This is a genomic window from bacterium, assembly GCA_020440705.1.
In the GTDB taxonomy this organism is placed as follows: Bacteria; Krumholzibacteriota; Krumholzibacteriia; order LZORAL124-64-63; family LZORAL124-64-63; genus JAGRNP01.
The window spans coordinates 1-652 of record JAGRNP010000276.1 but is presented as its reverse complement, the minus strand read 5'-3'; the positions used below and the strand labels follow the sequence as shown (position 1 = coordinate 652).

Here is a 652-nt window from a genome sequence, read left to right as displayed (position 1 = left end):
TACCGGGCATTGGGATCGACGGGGAACCCAATATGGGCCTGATACCTGCCCTTTTGAAAAACCTGAGCCTGGTGGCCCTCTTTGCCCTTCAGCACATCATCATGGCGCGGCAGCCTTTTAAAAAGTGGCTGGCCAAAACCGTGCACCCTCAACTGGAGCGCTCGGTCTTTGTGCTGGCCTCCGGCCTCACTTTTTCCCTCGTACTCTGGCAATGGGAGCCGCTGGGCGGAACAATCTGGCAGGTAGCAACTGGCAGCACTGCCTACTACATCCACTACATCTTGTTCTTCATCGGCTGGGCCATCATGTACAGCAGCAGTTTTGTGATCAACCACTTCGACCTGTTCGGCCTGCGGCAGACTTACTTTTACATAATGGACAAACCATACAAGCCGCTACAGTTCAGGATAGTGTCCTACTACAAGTACATGCGCCACCCACTGTATTTCGGCATGATGCTGGGAATGTGGTTCACGCCCTCCATGACCGTCACGCACCTGAGCATGGCCGCCGGCCTGACTGCCTTTATCATGATCGCCATCACCTATGAAGAGAGAGACCTGATCCGCGAATTCGGCAACAAGTACATCCAGTACCGGAACAGGACGCCTAAACTGATCCCGTTCCTGAGAATGAGCAGCAGCGCTCAACA

At 54.1% G+C, this 652-nt stretch carries 1 protein-coding gene; it reads left to right on the top strand.

Features of this window, described 5'->3' with window-relative positions; genetic code table 11:
* A partial coding sequence (locus tag KDM41_18350; GenBank protein MCB1185386.1) for an isoprenylcysteine carboxylmethyltransferase family protein occupies nt 1-652 on the top strand: 652 nt, incomplete at both ends.